Genomic DNA, 15,941 nt, shown 5'->3' with positions numbered 1-15,941 from the left:
AATCCATATGTATGTTAAATTGTGATTAATAAAATTAAATGATAGTGATTTAGTAAGCACCACTGCACAAAGAGGGCCTGATGGACCTTGGCGCCCAGCTGCGACTAGCCAGAATGGCGAAGAATCTCAAGATTCGCCAGGTTGCTCAGATGACCGGCTTCTCCCCTAGCTTTATCAGCCAGGTCGAACGCAATCTGGCTACCCCATCCGTGTCTGCCCTCAAGGCCATCTCTGAAGCCCTCGGCGTGCCCATCGCCTCCTTTTTTGAGAAGGTCAAGCCTCCCCCAAGGGAGGGTAAGATAGAGAGTAGCGACGAGGTTGTCGTTCGGAAGCACAGCCGAAAGAGTCTCGTCTATCCCGGTTCAAACATTCATTACGAGCTGCTTTCTCCTAATCTACAAGGCAGGATGGAATTCCTTTACATCAGAGCGGCGGCTGGGGTTGGTAGCGAGAGCTATTACCGCCATGAGGGCGAAGAGTGCGGCTTCGTGCAAAGAGGGACGATGCAGATCGAGATCAATGACAATACGTATACTCTCGAGGCAGGGGATTCCATCTACTTCAAAAGTACAAGCCCACACCGCTGGCGCAATATCGGAACCGAGGACCTAGAACTAATCTGGGTTATAACGCCACCCACTTTCTAGCCATATAGCGACGCCGCTGCGTCGATCCTAACCTTGGGAGGTTTTATGGTCTCCTATCAGACTGTTGAAACTGATGTCCTAGTCATTGGGGGCGGTGGAGCAGGGGCAAGAGCAGCCATAGAGGCCAGCACCCAAGGCGTTCGCTGTACCCTACTCTGTAAGGGCGCTCTGAGCCGGAGCGGCTTGACTCCCATGGCTTATCCCTCCTTTGAAGCAGCCCTCGGCCACCGCGATTCCCGTGATAACCCGGAAATACACTTCCAGGATACGGTACGTGAAGGAAGATATCTCAGCGATCAGAACCTGGCCAAGGCGTTGGCCACCGAGGCCATACCGCGAATGCTCGAACTGGAAAGGTATGGCGTTAAGTTCCGCAAGGATGGTGAACGCTTCTTGCAGGTCTGGCACCCTGGCCAGACCTATCCTCGAAACCTGGTCATTCAGGGCGGTGGCTACGGATTGATAGCTGGCCTCAAAAAGGAGCTGCGCCGGCATCCCGAGATCAAGGTGCTTGAGGACCATATGGTGACCAGGCTACTGACTAAGAACGGTAGGGTCGTGGGGGCAACCGCTCTTGATCTCCGCTGTGGTGCCCTCTACGCCTTCTCCGCTAAGGCGGTGGTGCTAGCAACGGGGGGCTACGAGGCGCTCTGGGAGAAAACCGATGCGTCTCCGGACAGCACCGGTGATGGGGCCACGCTGGCCTACACCATCGGAGCAGAATTGGTCGATATGGAAATGATGCTCTTTTACCCCACTGTGCTGGTCTATCCTCCTCATCTTCGTGGCACTGTAGTGCAATATGAGGGGCTGCTATATGAGGAGCATGTCGGCGGCAAGATGCTAAACGCAAAGGGCGAAGAGTTCTTACCATCTGGCCCCTTGCCGGTACGCGACGTGTTTATGCGCCTTATGTTCGACGAAATAGAGCAGGGCCGAGGGACGGTGCACGGCGGTCTGTATATCGATATTGCCAAGTCACCAAGGGGTGCAGAAGAGGTAGAGGAGATCCTGAATCGACTAATGTCTCTGCCCTACGATAACTTGCGGGATGTCGGTATTGATATTCGGCGTCAGCCCATCGAAGTAGCCCCCGCCACCCATTACACCCTCGGAGGCATCCGCATCAATGAGAGGACAGAGACAAATATCAGCGGGCTTTACGCAGCCGGAGAGGTGGCCGGTAACGTGCACGGAGCAAACCGTTTGTCTGGTAACGCCCTGGCCGAGACCCAAGTGTTTGGCACACGGGCAGGCCACTTTGCCGCCGAAGCAGCGAAGGCTTTGGGGAAGCGGGTAGAAATAGAGCCTGAAGAGGTAGAGCAGGCAGCGGCCGCAGCCTATTCAGTGCTGGAGCGAAAAGATGGTAACCTGCGACCTCGCCAGGTGAAGCGCCATCTACAGGCTATCGTGCAGACATATCTGGGACATAAGCGAGATGAGATTAGCTTACAGAAGGCTCTAGCAGACTTGGGACAATTGCGCGAGGAGGATCTACCACATCTCCGTGTCATGGGGACGACTCATTTCAATAATGATTGGCGAGAGGCGCTAGAACTGCCTGGAATGATTGATCTGGCTGAGGCGGTGGCCACAGCAGCCATGTTGCGCAAGGAGAGCCGTGGTCACCATTTTCGAACCGATTACCCCGAGATGGCCGATGGCTGGCCACAGCATACCCTGCTGCGGCGCAACAACAACAGAATCATCAGCACACTTGTGCCCACCATCCGGCTAGATGAGGAGGCATCGTAGACAATGAAGGAACCTGCCAAGGAGATTATCGTTGACATTTTGCGTTATGACCCCCAGGCGGAAGGTGAACCCACTCTCCAAACATATCGCATCCTATCTGACCGGGAAACGACCCTCCTGGCCTTGCTCAGGCATATCTATGAGGATTTGGACCCAACCCTAGCCTTCCGTGACTATCACTGCGGGCGGGCCATCTGTGGGAGCTGTCGCCTCCGCTTGGGAGGCAAAGCGGTCAAGGCCTGCCACACGATTGTCCGGCCGGGGGAGCGGGTGATGGTCGGGCCTCTGGAGAAGGAGTCATTGATCAGGGACCTGGCCGTGGCCTTCGATTAGCTATACCGTAAATCGAGCAGAATTTCAGTTTTCGGGACATCACAATGTTGATTACAACCCCATAATGACCTAAGGCGAGTGAGGAGGTGGTTAGTATGTTAGGCGAGCCCAGGAAGAGACTCGGGCTACTTATTCCCTCATCGAACACCACAATGGAATTCGAATTCGGCCACTATTTGCCTCCTTCTGTGTCACTACACACGGCACGGATGCCCTGCGTTGATGTGACGCCAGAGGTGCTTCGGGCGATGGCCTCTACCTGTGTCCAAGGGGCACAACTCCTGGCTGATTGTCGACCTGATCTGATCCTTTATGGCTGTACCAGTGGCAGCTTCATCGAAGGAAAGGGTTATGATAGGCGACTTGAAGAACAGATGGAAGGGGCTACCGGGATACCGACACTGACGACCTCCCACGCCGTTTTGGACGCCCTGACTCACCTTAAGGCCAAACGCGTGGAGATTTTCACTCCCTATATCACTGAGATCAACGAGCGGGAACGGATCTTCTTTGAGGACAACGGATTTAAGGTAACGCAGGTACGGGGATTAGGGATTGTGGATAACACCGAGATAGGCCGGCAACATCCAGCCGAAGCTTTCAAACTAGCCTATGAATTCAACGATAAGGACTCGGATGTCCTCTTTATCAGCTGCACCAACTTTCGCACCTTCGAGATAATTGTGCCTCTCTCTAAGGTGCTGGGCAAGCCAGTGGTGACGAGCAACCAGGCCTCACTGTGGGCAGCCCTCAAGCGACTGCAGGTGAAAGCTGACCTTGACATATTGAGCAGCTTACAATAACACAAGGAGGTATTCTTCATTGTCAGACGAAGCGACTTTACAGGCGCTGGCCAGGGCCATCGTCGCTGGCGATGTCACCGCGGCAACAGCTGCCGCAGAACAGGCTCTACAGGAGGGCATTCCACCCGTCGAAGCGGTAGAAAAGGGGCTCCTGATTGGCATGCGGACTGTGGGCGACAAGTGGCGTGCCTTCGAAATCTGGTTGCCAGAGGTTATGTTGGCCGTTGAGGCCTGGAAAGCAGCGATGGCCGTGCTGGAGCCAAGGATGACCAGGGACAACAAGGAGACGTTGAGGGCTGGTACGGTCGTCATCGGCACGGTTAAAGGTGATATTCACGAGATCGGTAAAAATATTGTCGCCACCTTGTTGAAAGCAGCGGGATTCGAAGTGTATGATTTGGGCAGCGATATCGCTGCCTCAGCCTTTGTCGAGGCTGCTGAAAGGACGAAGGCCGATATCATAGCCTGTTCTGCCCTGATGACAACGACGATGCCTAACCAGAAGGATGTCATTGAGCACCTCAAAGGGCAAGGACTCAGGGAAAAATATCAGGTGATGGTGGGCGGTGCTCCAGTCGATCAACTGTGGGCTAACAAGATAGGAGCAGACGGCTATGGGGCGACGGCCGATGATGCAGTCAAGGTCGCTCTGCAACTGATGTCTGAGAGAAAGAGAGGCTAAAGGGCATGGTCAGTTTCGCTGAGGTGGTTAATAGGGCCCTTAGCGGCCCAGTCTGTTCAGAGAACGATTTTAACCTGCGAGTTTTCGTACCCAAACTACGGGAGGTAATCCGCAAATACGATATCAGGTATGATCCAGAGAACCCGATACCGGCCGACGATGGGTTAGCCGACCGGCTGTTTATGGCTGGAATGGAATTTTATCGAGATGTAGGGACATACTGTGTCGATAGTGAACGGATCATCAAGTTCAGCGCGGAGGAGCTCAACGAGGCTATCGCCTCTGCCCCCATTGGACCCATTTTAGGTACGGGGAAGGAGGCCAAGAGGCTGATCGCCAGGCGCCCTGAAAGCAGCGAACCACCGTGGTGTTCGGTAGGTGCGGCCGGCGGGGGTGCCTCCAATGAGGAGATTTTGGCCAGCCTGGTGCAGTGGTATGCCGCCATCCCTCTGGCTGACTCCATCACTACGCCCAGCCTAGCCACTATCAATGGACAGGAAGTTGTAGCTGGGACGCCGTTGGAGATCGAGGGAGCGATCAGAACTGTAGTCCTTTCTAAAGAGGCCATTCGCCGCGCTGGACGGCCTGGTCTACCCATTATCAATGGCATAGCCACAGCTGTATCTGGCATGGCTACACTGGCTGGCAGCCAGTTCGGCCTGGGGGCCGGGGATGCCTGGGAGATCGCTTCCTTAGCTGAACTGAAGATCAACTTCGACCTGTTGAATAAGATTGCCTATTTATTGAATACAGGGCTCAACTGGCTCTCCGAAACAGGAACGCTTCTTGGTGGCTACGCCGGTGGGCCAGAAGGTACGGCTGTGGTGACGGTGGCCTACAATCTGGAGGGCATCCTGGTGAAGCGCGCTACGTTCCATCATCCGTTCCCCACTCATTTTGCTTATGGCTGCACTACCTGTCGGAATACCTTATGGGCCTTGAGCGTCAGCTCCCAGGCCATCAGTCGCAACAGCCATTTCCCACTCCTGGACTTGGGGTATGTCGCTGCTGGGCCCGTGACAGAAATGTGTCTCTACGAGACGGCTGCCTGGGTGATCGCCGCCGTCGTTTCCGGCGGGTCGATCGAGGCCGAAGGAACGGCCAAGGCCACACACGTCGACTATATGACTCCGCTAGAACCGCAATTCGCGACCGAGGTGGCCCACGCCACCACCGGGATGACCCGGAAAGAGGCTAACGAGGTTGTTAAGTCCCTTCTGGATCGGTACGAGGATTCGATACCGCATGCCCCCATCGGCCAACGATACCAGGACTGTTTCGATGTCGCCCGGGGCATTCCCAAACCGGAATACCTTGAACTATATCATCGGGTTAGAGAGGAACTCGAATCTATGGGGCTCAGATGGAAAACTATCCTTCAGGGTAGAGCGTTATGACCGATATGGTATCAGTGCAGGGAGCCATTGATATCCATATCCATTCTCACCCCTGCCTGTTCCACCGCCTGGCTGATGATCGGGCGATGGCCAGGGCTGCACAAGAGACCGGGATGCAGGCCATCGTCCTCAAATGCCATCACGAGGCTACCGTTAGCCGGGCCTATCTGGTAGGACAAGAGTTTCCAGAGATTAAGGTTTTTGGTGGTATAGTCCTGAACCGCTATGTCGGTGGCCTCAACCCAGCGGCTGTAGAAGCCACGCTTAAGCTAGGAGGCAAGATCATTTGGATGCCCACTATCGACGCCGCCAATCATGCCCGGATATTCGGCTTCACCGGTGGATACGACGTCCAGGCCGGGGGGCAGCGCACCCAGGAAGGCATCACCATATTAAGTAATGGACGACTGACCGATGACACACAGAACGTACTTGCCTTAATCGCCCAATACGATGTCGCTCTGGGAACAGGACACCTTTCCCCCGAGGAGATCCTGGCCTTGCTACGTGGTGCCAGGGAGCATGGCGTTCGTCGGATGATAATCAATCACCCCTTCTTCAAAATACCGAACCTTGACCTGGGGCCGCTAAAAGAGCTGGTGAACCTGGGAGCAAAGGTGGAGATCGACTACTGTGGGCTCTCCCCCATGTGGGCCTGGCCAGGCAACAATCTGGACCGGGTCCGTGAAGCCATAAGCATCCTGGGAGCCGGTAATTGCATTCTTGTCACGGACACAGGACAACGACACAATCCAATGCCTCCCGAGGCCCTGCGCATTCTGGCTCAGTGTCTCTATGAGAAAGGCATCAGCGAAGTGGACCTGCACACCATGATGGTAGAAATACCACGATGGTTGCTAAACCTATAGAGGGCTTTTTTTGGAGTCGAGAGGCGTTCCCAAACGCCTTACAGGAATGGAGGTGAGATAGTAATTTAGAACGGAGCAGGGAATTTCAACGTTGGGGGTCTGGGGGTGTACCCCAACAGTGGCTTTCTTTCTAAAATCCCTCAAAATGGTGGGGTTCAAATTGAGAAGCGCTTTCGAACACCCCCCATTCGATGCATTCACTGAAGGAGGGGAAATTGATATGAAGAAGATAGGGCAAGTTCTGGGGATGTCGTTGGTATTTCTGTTAATCGGTGTCTTGCTGTCTGCTTGTGTTGAGAAGGCCGCCGCGCCGACACCCACCCCTACTGCCGCTAAGCCGGCAGCGGAAGCAACTAAGCCAGCTGCGGCACCTAGTCCCACCCCCGTGGTCGTGAAGGAGATAAAAGTAGGCGTCCTCGCTCCTTTGACAGGCCCTCAGGGTCCGGCTGGGTTGGAGATGAAAAACGGCTCTGAACTGCTGGCCGAAATTGTTAATGGCAAGTATGACTTGAACATGCCCCTGGCTAAGACAGAGGGACTACCTAATCTTGGTGGAGCAAAAGTCAAGCTCGTCTTCGCAGATGATGGGGGCAGCCCGGAGAAGGGCAAGGCTGAGGTAGAACGGTTGATCACTAGTGAGAAGGTGGTGGCCATCGTCGGTACCTACGCCAGTTCAGTCACCGCTGTGGCCAGCAGGGCGGCCGAATCGTTGGGAGTGCCACTCCTGACTCCCATCTCCACCTCCCCAATGTTAACCCAACAGGGCCTGAAGTGGTTCTTCCGCACCACCCCACACGATCAAACGTTCGCTCAGAACTTCTTCCAGTTCCTGGAGGATTTGAAGAAGAAAAAGGGCATTGCAGTCAAGAAGATCGCCCTCATCCACGAGAATACCCTTTTCGGCACCGACTCGGCCAAGTTTGAGGCTCAATATGCCAAGGAGTACGGCAATGATGTAGTGACGACCATACCCTATCCAGCCAATACCGCCTCTCTCAGTAGCGAGGTCGAGAAACTGAAGGGTTCCGGGGCCGATATCGCGATGCCTACCTCCTACATCTCCGACGCTATCCTGATGGTAAGGACCTTCAAGCAGCTGGACTACAATCCGCTGGCCGTGATCGCCCAGGATGCCGGCTTCATCGAGTCAGATTTTCTGAAGACGGTAGGAAAGGATGGCAACTACATATTAAGTCGCGAGGTGTTCGCTCTGGACCTGGCCGGGAAGAAGCCTCTGGTGAAGGCCGTTAATGATCTCTACAAGCAGCGCTATGGGGCTAATATGACTGGCGTATCTTCACGTAACTTCACCGGAACGTTAACGATGTTGGATGCTATTAACCGCGCTGGTTCCACCAGCCCGGAGGCTATCCGCAAGGCTTTGCTTGAGACTAATATCCCCGGCGACCAGCTGATCATGCCCTGGGACGGCGTGAAGTTCGATCCGAATACCGGACAGAACATCCTTGGACGGGGAATCGTGGTTCAAGCACAGGGCGAGGTATACTACACCGTTTGGCCCTTCGAGTTGGCCGCAAAGGACGTGATCTGGCCCATCCCGAAGTGGAGCGAGCGAAAATAGGTGATACAGCATTCCTGAGGTCGAGCAGGCGGCTTCTTCGTAGAAGCCACCTGCTCCTAGAATGGAGTACTATAGATGCAGCCTGAGGCATTGGCCCAAGCAATGCTCAACGGTCTGTTGATGGGGTTAGTTTATTCCCTGATCGCCCTTGGCCTTACCCTGATCTACGGCGTTATGGATATCGTGAACTTCGCCCATGGGGAGTTCTTGATGATAAGCATGTATACCGCGTACTGGTTATATGTGCTTTTCGCCATGGATCCGCTGGTTTCCCTGCCCATCTGCGCCTTGCTTTTATTCATGATCGGCGTGCTCACGCACAAGCTGATCATCAGTCGCGTTCTGGCCGCCCCTATGTCAGCTCAAATCTTCGCCACGTTCGGTCTGATGGTCTTCCTGCAAGCCACAGCCCAATTTCTCTGGACAGCCAACTATAGGCTGATTCAAGTGTCTCTGGCCAGTGGGCGCCTTGAGGTATTTAAGGGCGTATTCGTCGGTACACCCCAACTGCTAGCCTCGGTGGGAGCCATCGTGGCCACAGCCTTCATCTACTGGTTAATCGCTAGAACAGAGACGGGACGGGCCCTCGAAGCGACGGCTGAGGACAAAGAGGCAGCCGCCCTGATGGGCATAAATACCGATCGTGTGTTCGCCATCGCCTGGGGGATAGGTGCCGCCTGTGTGGGCATCGCCGGCGCGCTGTTAGCCACCTATTATTACATCTTCCCCAACGTTGGCTCCATCTTTGCCCTCACCGCCTTTGTGACGGTAGCCCTGGGCGGATTTGGCAGCATCAGCGGGGCCTTCGTCGCTGGCATACTGATCGGCCTGGTGGAGAATTGGGCCGGACTTTTTCTGCCGGCTTTCAAGTACGCGATCGTTTTATTGGTCTATCTGACTGTTGTGCTGATACGGCCACAAGGGCTATTTGGGAAGTGGTGATGAGCAAATGGGAACGCCGAATCTTGTAGAGGGTGCAACTGAGGTCAGACGGGCTCCCCTGGTTGAAACGCTCACAACCTTTGGCCTGGTCAGGATGGCTGTAGTGATTGGTTTAGGTGTTTTCATCCTGGTCTATCCCTTTATCTTCAGCGGGCTCTTCCCACAGCACGTGATGATTATGATCTTCCTATACGCTATGTTGGGGCAGGCCTGGAATATCATCGGTGGCTATGCCGGTCAGGTATCATTGGGACACGCCGCCTATCTTGGCATTGGCGCCTACACTTCAACTGTACTCTTATTACGCTGGAACATCAGCCCCTGGATAGGGATGCTCGCCGGTGGACTTGTGGCTGTGCTGGTTTCCTTGATCATTGGCTATCCATGCTTCAGACTTAAAGGGCACTATTTTGTCATTGCTACTATCGCCGTTGCCTCAGTAATCCAAACCAGCTTTATTAACTGGCAGGATGTTGGTGGTGCCGTAGGATTGTACGTTCCCTTCCTAAAAGAGTCATTTATCAACTTTCAGTTTAAGAGTCGGGCCCCTTTTTACTACATCAGCCTGGCCATGCTTACAGCCATAATGGTTCTGACCTACTGGATTGAGCGCTCGCGAATGGGCTTCTACTTCCGGGCCATCAAACAGGACCTGGATGCGGCACGCAGCCTGGGCATAGACCCCACCAAATATAAGTTGATTGCGATGTCCTTCAGTGCTCTCTTCACTGCCTTCGGAGGATCCTTCTATGCCCAGTATCTAATGTTCATTGATCCGGAGACGGTATTCCACTTCATACTTTCGGTGATCATCTGCCTTATTGCCGTCGTCGGAGGGGCGGGAACGCTCTGGGGACCTATTCTGGGAGCACTCATGTTGATACCTTTGTCCGAGTTCACCCGCGTTTACCTGGGCAGCACGACGGCCGTGCACCTGATCACCTATGGGGCCATGATTACGATTGTGGCTGTTTTTCAGCCTAAGGGATTGATTGGACTCCTTCAGCGATTCAGACGGCAGGGTTGAATTGAGATGGCTCTTCTCGAAGTGAACAATCTGACGAAGAGGTTTGGCGGCCTGGTGGCTAACGACCGCATAAATGTGGAGGTCAACCAGGGAGAGATCGTGGGTATGATCGGTCCCAATGGGGCAGGCAAGACTACCCTTTTCAATTGCATCGCTGGGTTCTACCGGCCGGATGAAGGCTCCGTCAGGTTTGACAGGCAGATGATCACCGGATATACGCCGGAGCGAATCTGCCAGCTTGGACTGGCCCGCACCTTCCAGATTATGCGCATCTTCAAGGATATGACTGTCCTGGAGAATGTGATGGTGGGCGGCTTCTGCCACACAGCGGACGCCAAGCAGACACGTAAGACGGCTTTGGAGGTACTGGAATTCGTTGGGCTAGCCGATAAGCAGTCCATTCTGGGAGCCAACCTGACTACCGCTGATAAGAAGCGCTTAGAGGTGGCCCGCGCTTTAGCGACCAGGCCAAAACTGTTGATGCTTGATGAGGCCATGGCCGGCTTAAATCCGAAGGAGCAACAAGAGGCGGTAGAGCTGATCTATAGGTTGCGCGACCGGGGTATTACCCTCTTTCTGGTTGAGCACGTTATGGAAGTAATTATGCCTATCTCCGATCGGGTCCTCGTGCTCGACTATGGGAAGAAGATAGCTGAGGGCATGCCTCAGGAGATCGCCCAAAACGAGGATGTCATTAGAGCCTACCTGGGAGATAGATACCATGCTGCAAGTTGAGAAGATAAAAGTATCGTATGGGGGTGTTCCAGCCCTTCACAATGTCTCTTTCAGGATAGAGCCGGGAGAGATCGTCGCCATCATCGGCTCTAATGGGGCGGGTAAAAGCACAATCCTGAAGACTATCTCCAGTCTACTTCATCCTACAGAGGGACAGATCCTATTTGAGGGCGTAAGGATCGATCAATCGCCGCCCCACCAGGTGGTTGATCTGGGCATCGCCCATGTCCCTGAGGGAAGACGCATCTTCAGCAAGATGAATGTGCGGCAAAACTTGTTATTGGGTGCCTACTCACGCAAGTCCGAGGAGTGGCGAGAAGAGACACTCCAACGCATCTTCGCTATGTTCCCTGTGCTGAAGGAGCGACAGAAACAGAAGGCGGGTACATTGAGCGGGGGTGAACAGCAAATGCTGGCCATAGCCCGTGGCTTAATGTCACGCCCTAAACTCCTGATGCTCGATGAACCCTCCCTCGGGCTCATGCCCCGGCTGGTGACAGCCATCTTTGAGGCCATCAAGCAAATAAATCAGGAGGGCACAACCATCCTCCTGGTAGAGCAGAACGTCAGAGAGGCCCTGGAGCTGGCCGACAGAGCCTATGTGCTTCAAACCGGCAATATCGTCCTGGAGGGCACAGGGGCAGAGCTGCTGGAGATTGATCTCGTCAGGAAAGCCTATTTAGGAATGTAACGAGGGGTGAACGATGTGGCGATGTTGGCTCCAAGAATGGAAGTGGCCCGAGGTAGAGGCACATCTAAAGGAGAACGACTTGATCCTGTTGCCAGTGGGAAGCACAGAGCAACACGGGCAACATATGCCCTTAGGCACCGACGCCTTCACGGCCATCCGCCTGGCTGAGGATGCCGCCAGGGAAACGATGACGTTAGTAGCACCACCTTTCTGGTATGGTTGGTCAGTTCACCATATGGGTTATCCGGGGACAATTACCCTGCGACCGGAGACGGTGGCCCAAGTGGTAACCGAGGTCTGCTACAGCTTGATCAGCCATGGCTTCGGTAAGGTGATCATCGTCAATGGTCACGCCCGGGCCAACCTGCCACCGCTACAGATAGCAGCGACAAGGGTGAGGAATGAGACCGGGGCGTACGTGGCCGTAGTGGATCCCTGGGATCTTGGTGACACGATATCCAGGGAGCTCCGAACACCCGAACCTGGATCGATCGGGCACGGCGCTCAGCATGAGGGATCGCAGATGCTCTACCTGTATCCAAACCTGGTAGATATGAGTAAGGCCAGGCGAAACGTATGGCCACAGGGTCGGTTTCATATCTCCGACCCTTATCTTCAGGGGGACCGCATCTTCGTGCCTCAGACGATGGAGGAGTTCAAGCAGAATACAGAACCAAGTGGTGTCTATGGGGATGCAACAGTGATCACCGCCGAGAAAGGAGAAAGGTTCCATAAGGCCCTGGTGGCTAACCTTGTGGAACTAATCAAGCAGGTGAGGCCACTCAAGGTACAGCTAAAGACAGTGAACATACCCTATTAAGGTTACTATATTGCTGGGCAGAGACAAATCCTTAAGCACCGCTCCTCAAAGATGATCTTAGGCGTCGATATAGGCGGCACATTCACAGACTTCGTCCTGTTTCGAGATGGTAAACTAGCCATCCACAAGTTGCTTACTACCCCTGACGACCCCTCCGAGGCCCTCTGCCAGGGACTCAAGGACTTCAACGTACCCTCTGACTGTCCTATCGTGCACGGCTCCACCGTGGCTACAAACGCCGTTTTAGAGCGTGAGGGGGCGACCACCGCCATCATCACCACTAAGGGGTTCAAGGACGTCCTGGAGATTGGACGCCAGACTCGCCCCAGCCTCTACGATTTGATGGTTGACCGACCCCCTTTGTTGGTACCAAGCGAACGGCGCTTTGAGGTTTCTGAACGCATTGATTACACCGGCACTGTCATCCAGCCCCTCTCAACGGAAGAGATTGGCCCTATCATGCGCCTATTACAGGCACAAAACGTGGGGTCTGTGGCCATCTGTTTTCTCTTCTCCTTCCTGAACCCCGTGCACGAGTGTTTGGTCAGAGACGTTCTCTTGCGGGAGCAAGATACCTTATTCGTCTCCTTATCCAGTGAGATACTGCCAGAATACCGCGAGTATGAGCGTATCAGCACTGTGACCGTCAATGCCTACGTGTCCCCAATCATCAGCCTCTATATAGCCAAGCTGCGGACAGGCTTGGGCCACAGCTTCCGGATCATGCAGTCCTCCGGAGGAAGTATCTCAGCAGAGACAGCCATCAACCAACCGGTGCGAACCATATTGAGTGGGCCAGCTGGTGGTGTGGTAGGTGCCTATAATGTAGCCCTAGCCAGTGGTTTCAACCACGTCATCACATTTGATATGGGGGGGACATCAACCGACGTCTCTCTTTGCCCTGGTTACATTCAGGAAACTACCGAGTCCAGCATCGATGGCTATCCCCTAAGGGTGCCTATGATTGACATTCATACGGTTGGCGCAGGAGGTGGTTCCATCGCTCGCATAGATAGTGGAGGGGCCTTAACCGTAGGTCCTGAGTCGGCCGGGGCCGACCCCGGGCCGGTTTGCTATGGTAAAGGACAGGATATCACAGTTACCGACGCCAACCTGATCTTGGGCAGGTTAGATGTGGACTACTTTCTGGGCGGCCGGATGTACCTGGACTACGAACGAACTAAGTCACATATGGAGCGTCTGGCCCAGACGATGGGCACCAGTATACAACAAGCCGCTCAAGGCATAATTCGCGTGGCCAATTCGAATATGGAACGCGCTATCAGGGTGATATCAGTGGAACGCGGCTTTGACCCCCGAGACTTTGTTCTCGTCGCCTTCGGTGGTGCTGGGCCAGCCCATGCCTGTGATCTGGCCCGTGAGCTGCACATACCACGGGTATTGATTCCCCGCCATCCAGGAGTACTTTCGGCTATGGGGATTATGATGTCGGATATAATTAAAGACTACTCCACAACAGTAATGTTAGGCGAAGCCGAGGCCGGTTCGGAACAAATCCAAAATCTCCTTGAACCGTTGGAGAGGCGGGGATGGATGGAGATGCTGGCTGAAGGGATTCCAGCGGAGCGTATCAGGATTGAGAAGTTTCTGGATATGCGCTATCGAGGACAAGCCTACGAATTGACTACAGTGTATGAATCGCCTGGCGAGCCGGCCATCAATTCCATGGGTCGCTTAGCCGCCATTGAGCGGTTCCATAAGGCTCACCAACAACGATTCGCCTACAGCAATCCCGAGCGAGCTGTGGAGATAGTCAACCTGCGACTGAGGGCGGTAGGGCTGGTCGACAAACCCAGCCTGGAAAGGGAAAACTTTAGGGGAGAAGATGCCAGTGAGGCCCTACTTGGCCAGAAAGCGGTCTTATTTGCTGGCCAACTGTTGACCACAGCCCTTTACGAGCGCTCGCGACTACATTGTGGGAACAGGATAGCCGGACCGGCTATCATCTTCCAGTTCGATTCTACGGTAGTGATCCCACCCAGCTGGACTGGTATAGTTGATCCCTTCCACAATCTCCTCATATCTCCCAGCACAGAAGGGGGATAAGATAGTGATCGATCCGGTAAGTTTAGAGATCTTTAAGAACCTTTTCATCTCCGTAGCCGAAGAGATGGGTGTGACCTTGGGTCGAACGGCCTATTCACCTAATATAAAGGAACGCCGCGACTACTCCTGTGCCTTTTTCGATGTTCAGGGGCGTATGGTAGCTCAGGCGGCTCATATCCCGGTTCATCTAGGGGCCATGCCCGCTTCGGTAGCCAAGGCTATTGAGCTATTCGACTTTGTACCGGGCGACATCGTGATCCTCAACGATCCATATTTGGGTGGAACACATCTCCCTGATATTACGTTAGTCTCGCCGGTCTTTATCCGTGAAGGGGGGCAGAGCAATGCCGAAGAGCTCTTTGGCTTCGTTGCCAGTCGAGCCCACCATGCCGATGTCGGGGGCATGACCCCAGGGTCAATGCCGATGGCCACGGAGATCTTCCAGGAGGGACTCATCATACCACCATTGAAGATTGCCCGGGCCGGACAAGTCGATGAGCCCCTGTTAAGTTTCATCTGCCGTAATGTCCGCACCCCTGAGGAACGCAGGGGTGATCTATCCGCCCAGATCGCCGCTGCAAGGGTGGGGGAAAGATGCTTAAATGAGATCATCGCCCGTTATGGCATCACTGAGACAAGAGCCCACATAGACGCTTTAATCCAATATACGGAACGACTGACTAGAGCGGTCATCAGCGCAGTTCCAGATGGCCGTTATGTCTTCACCGACCATCTTGACAATGATGGGTATACGGCTGAACCCGTCGTCATCCAGGTGGAGGTATCGGTACAAGGCGATGAGCTCACTCTAGATTTCAGCGGTAGTTCAGCGGAACGGATGGGCTGCGTCAACGCCGTTCTGTCCGTCACACAATCGGTGGCGCTATACGTTGTGCGGTGTCTGACGGGGGATCGCGTACCGGCTAACCAGGGATGCCTGGCCCCCATCAAGGTCATTGCTCCAGAAGGCAGTGTTATGAACGCCAGGCCGCCACGGGCTGTCTCAGCTGGTAATGTCGAGACATCACAGCGGATCGCAGACGTAATACTGGGGGCTTTAGCCCAGGCGCTGCCCAACATCATTCCGGCAGCCAGCCAGGGCACAATGAATAACCTAACGATCGGGGGCTATGATCCCTTCCGACAGCAACTCTATGCTTATTACGAGACCATCGGTGGAGGCATGGGGGCGCGGCCAGGACGTGACGGTTTATCCGGAGTACACACCCATATGACTAACACGATGAACACGCCAATAGAGGCCCTGGAATTTCAATTCCCTTTCCGGGTTCGAGAATATGCCATTCGCCGCCATTCCGGGGGCTTGGGCAAATATAAGGGTGGTGATGGTCTCCATCGCGCTATCGAGTTTCTATCCTCAGCCACGGTGACTATCGTTTCGGAACGACGACGCTTTGCCCCTTATGGCCTATTTGGAGGAAGCCCAGGAGCCACCGGTCGCAACATCCTGTTCAGGAAGAGATGTGAGGAGGAAACAGAGCTTCCGTCAAAGGCTACCTTTTCGGTGGACGAGGGCGACATCCTGCTTATCCAGACACCTGGTGGCGGTGGTTGGGGTTAACTCTGCTTG

15 protein-coding genes are annotated in these 15,941 nt (G+C 54.4%); all 15 read left to right on the top strand.

Features of this window, described 5'->3' with window-relative positions; all coding sequences use genetic code 11:
- Nucleotides 1-80 precede the first annotated feature (80 nt).
- Nucleotides 81-647, top strand: coding sequence for a cupin domain-containing protein (locus M1136_05005; GenBank protein MCL5074996.1), 567 nt, complete (start codon nucleotides 81-83; stop codon nucleotides 645-647).
- 45 nt (nucleotides 648-692) lie between these two features.
- The gene (locus tag M1136_05000) at nucleotides 693-2,402 is read left to right on the top strand and encodes an FAD-binding protein (GenBank protein ID MCL5074995.1); all 1,710 of its coding nucleotides are present in this window, start codon (nucleotides 693-695) and stop codon (nucleotides 2,400-2,402) included.
- A gap of 3 nt (nucleotides 2,403-2,405) precedes the next feature.
- Nucleotides 2,406-2,735: a 2Fe-2S iron-sulfur cluster-binding protein gene (locus tag M1136_04995; GenBank protein ID MCL5074994.1), complete on the top strand. Its 330-nt coding sequence runs from the start codon at nucleotides 2,406-2,408 to the stop codon at nucleotides 2,733-2,735.
- A gap of 95 nt (nucleotides 2,736-2,830) precedes the next feature.
- Entirely contained in the window at nucleotides 2,831-3,538 is a 708-nt protein-coding gene (locus M1136_04990) for a maleate cis-trans isomerase (protein MCL5074993.1), read from the top strand.
- A 19-nt stretch (nucleotides 3,539-3,557) separates the two neighbouring features.
- Nucleotides 3,558-4,220, top strand: coding sequence for a B12-binding domain-containing protein (locus M1136_04985; GenBank protein ID MCL5074992.1), 663 nt, complete (start codon nucleotides 3,558-3,560; stop codon nucleotides 4,218-4,220).
- 5 nt (nucleotides 4,221-4,225) lie between these two features.
- Nucleotides 4,226-5,617, top strand: coding sequence for a monomethylamine:corrinoid methyltransferase (locus M1136_04980; protein MCL5074991.1), 1,392 nt, complete (start codon nucleotides 4,226-4,228; stop codon nucleotides 5,615-5,617).
- A complete protein-coding gene (locus tag M1136_04975; protein ID MCL5074990.1) occupies nucleotides 5,614-6,486 on the top strand; it encodes a DUF6282 family protein in 873 nt (290 codons plus the stop codon). Before M1136_04980 ends, M1136_04975 begins: the two co-directional genes overlap by 4 nt.
- 220 nt (nucleotides 6,487-6,706) lie before the next feature.
- Entirely contained in the window at nucleotides 6,707-8,068 is a 1,362-nt protein-coding gene (locus tag M1136_04970; protein ID MCL5074989.1) for an ABC transporter substrate-binding protein, read from the top strand.
- Between the two features lie 75 nt (nucleotides 8,069-8,143).
- The gene (locus M1136_04965) at nucleotides 8,144-9,010 is read left to right on the top strand and encodes a branched-chain amino acid ABC transporter permease (protein MCL5074988.1); all 867 of its coding nucleotides are present in this window, start codon (nucleotides 8,144-8,146) and stop codon (nucleotides 9,008-9,010) included.
- Between the two features lie 7 nt (nucleotides 9,011-9,017).
- Complete coding sequence (locus tag M1136_04960; GenBank protein MCL5074987.1) at nucleotides 9,018-10,037, top strand: branched-chain amino acid ABC transporter permease; 1,020 nt, start codon at nucleotides 9,018-9,020, stop codon at nucleotides 10,035-10,037.
- Nucleotides 10,038-10,043: 6 nt separating this feature from the next.
- Nucleotides 10,044-10,772, top strand: a complete 729-nt coding sequence (locus M1136_04955) for an ABC transporter ATP-binding protein (protein ID MCL5074986.1) — start codon at nucleotides 10,044-10,046, stop codon at nucleotides 10,770-10,772.
- On the top strand, nucleotides 10,759-11,463 hold the full coding sequence (locus M1136_04950) for an ABC transporter ATP-binding protein (protein MCL5074985.1): 705 nt from the start codon (nucleotides 10,759-10,761) through the stop codon (nucleotides 11,461-11,463). Before M1136_04955 ends, M1136_04950 begins: the two co-directional genes overlap by 14 nt.
- Before the next feature lie 13 nt (nucleotides 11,464-11,476).
- Nucleotides 11,477-12,283, top strand: coding sequence for a creatininase family protein (locus M1136_04945; GenBank protein ID MCL5074984.1), 807 nt, complete (start codon nucleotides 11,477-11,479; stop codon nucleotides 12,281-12,283).
- Nucleotides 12,284-12,334: 51 nt separating this feature from the next.
- Complete coding sequence (locus M1136_04940) at nucleotides 12,335-14,350, top strand: hydantoinase/oxoprolinase family protein (GenBank protein MCL5074983.1); 2,016 nt, start codon at nucleotides 12,335-12,337, stop codon at nucleotides 14,348-14,350.
- Between the two features lie 7 nt (nucleotides 14,351-14,357).
- Nucleotides 14,358-15,932 (top strand): hydantoinase B/oxoprolinase family protein, encoded by a 1,575-nt coding sequence (locus M1136_04935; protein MCL5074982.1) that lies wholly within the window; start codon nucleotides 14,358-14,360, stop codon nucleotides 15,930-15,932.
- Nucleotides 15,933-15,941 lie beyond the last annotated feature (9 nt).

This window comes from Chloroflexota bacterium, assembly GCA_023475225.1.
Taxonomy (GTDB): domain Bacteria; phylum Chloroflexota; class UBA6077; order FW602-bin22; family JAMCVK01; genus JAMCVK01.
Note: the sequence above shows the minus strand (reverse complement) of the source record. Positions and strands in the feature narration are given on the sequence as shown.

Excerpts from the sequence above, each read along its gene's own strand:
- M1136_05000 (MCL5074995.1), top strand. The coding sequence starts at position 693 with ATGGTCTCCTATCAGACTGTTGAAACTGATGTCCTAGTCATTGGGGGC.
- M1136_04970 (MCL5074989.1), top strand. The coding sequence starts at position 6,707 with ATGAAGAAGATAGGGCAAGTTCTGGGGATGTCGTTGGTATTTCTGTTA.
- M1136_04950 (MCL5074985.1), top strand. The coding sequence starts at position 10,759 with ATGCTGCAAGTTGAGAAGATAAAAGTATCGTATGGGGGTGTTCCAGCC.
- M1136_04975 (MCL5074990.1), top strand. The coding sequence starts at position 5,614 with ATGACCGATATGGTATCAGTGCAGGGAGCCATTGATATCCATATCCAT.
- M1136_04955 (MCL5074986.1), top strand. The coding sequence starts at position 10,044 with ATGGCTCTTCTCGAAGTGAACAATCTGACGAAGAGGTTTGGCGGCCTG.
- M1136_04965 (MCL5074988.1), top strand. The coding sequence starts at position 8,144 with ATGCAGCCTGAGGCATTGGCCCAAGCAATGCTCAACGGTCTGTTGATG.
- M1136_05005 (MCL5074996.1), top strand. The coding sequence starts at position 81 with ATGGACCTTGGCGCCCAGCTGCGACTAGCCAGAATGGCGAAGAATCTC.
- M1136_04960 (MCL5074987.1), top strand. The coding sequence starts at position 9,018 with ATGGGAACGCCGAATCTTGTAGAGGGTGCAACTGAGGTCAGACGGGCT.
- M1136_04945 (MCL5074984.1), top strand. The coding sequence starts at position 11,477 with ATGTGGCGATGTTGGCTCCAAGAATGGAAGTGGCCCGAGGTAGAGGCA.
- M1136_04980 (MCL5074991.1), top strand. The coding sequence starts at position 4,226 with ATGGTCAGTTTCGCTGAGGTGGTTAATAGGGCCCTTAGCGGCCCAGTC.
- M1136_04990 (MCL5074993.1), top strand. The coding sequence starts at position 2,831 with ATGTTAGGCGAGCCCAGGAAGAGACTCGGGCTACTTATTCCCTCATCG.
- M1136_04940 (MCL5074983.1), top strand. The coding sequence starts at position 12,335 with ATGATCTTAGGCGTCGATATAGGCGGCACATTCACAGACTTCGTCCTG.
- M1136_04995 (MCL5074994.1), top strand. The coding sequence starts at position 2,406 with ATGAAGGAACCTGCCAAGGAGATTATCGTTGACATTTTGCGTTATGAC.